At 27.5% G+C, this 1,023-nt stretch carries 2 protein-coding genes; both read left to right on the top strand.

Annotated features, from left to right (window positions below):
• Positions 1-351: glycosyltransferase family 2 protein (locus CXQ94_RS22935; protein WP_219817106.1), on the top strand; the 351-nt coding region annotated here is incomplete at its 5' end.
• Positions 352-716: 365 nt separating this feature from the next.
• On the top strand, positions 717-1,023 hold a 307-nt coding region (locus CXQ94_RS22330), incomplete at its 3' end, for a glycosyltransferase family 2 protein (protein WP_181034355.1).

The following is a 1,023-nucleotide window of genomic DNA, read 5'->3' as shown; positions in this document are numbered from 1 at the left end:
GAAGAAATAGATGTTGCATTCCGGTTGATAAATGCTGGATACAAAATAAAATATTTGCATGATTGCATAATTGAACATAAAAAATCACCGGATGGACGTTTTTCTAATGAGATGGTCAATTATTACGCCTTAGTTAACAGGACGATTTTAGCAAAGAAATATCTGAGTAAAAAATATTTTATTTCTTGTCTAGTAATTAGATCATTATTTTTCATAGTAAAAACTAAAAATATAAGATTGCTATTCAAAGCCTGGGCGGAAATTATAAAAACTGAAAGTCATGCAAGTGATAAATTCAAACAATGTTTTTATGATTATTGCAAAGGCGTTAGTGGTTTTTTATATTATTGAAGTATGATTAGAATCGGCTTTGTTAAATGCATATTTAAGATAATATGATCTTTAGAATATATTTTTGTTTATATTGTGTGTTAATTTAAACATCTATAGTTTGAAGAAATAACTTGGCCAGGCAAATATGGGTTTTTCTTGAGTATTAATATGTAAATGTAATTTTCTAATATGTTTTATTCTTATCGGTGATATTCTTCATTAAATTCAAAATGTGCATTTTTATAAGATTATGGGTTATTGTTAAGTGTTTGAAAACATTTTAAGAGGGTAAGTCTAATAAAATTCATAATCACCTATTTAATAAGGGTAATAAATATTCTATGCCATATGTGACAATAGTAATGCCAGCTTATAATTCTGAAATGTATATAGCACAGGCAATAGAATCTGTTATAAATCAAACTCATACTAATTTCGAATTGTTGATCTGTGATGACGGTTCAACGGATGGCACAACTAGCATTGTTTCAAAATATATAGTTCAGGATAACAGGATTAAGTTATTGGAAAATATTAACCCTAAGGGGGCGGCAGGTGCTAGAAATACCTGTTTAGATTATGCTAAAGGAGACTTTATTGCTTTTTTAGATAGTGATGATTATTGGGTTGAAGATAAATTAGAAAAGCAATTAAATTTTATGTTAGAAAATAACATACAATTTAGTTATT

It is taken from the genome of Arthrobacter sp. GMC3, assembly GCF_002929305.1.
Classification (GTDB): Bacteria; Actinomycetota; Actinomycetes; order Actinomycetales; family Micrococcaceae; genus Specibacter.
This window is presented reverse-complemented; position numbering and strand designations above follow the sequence as displayed.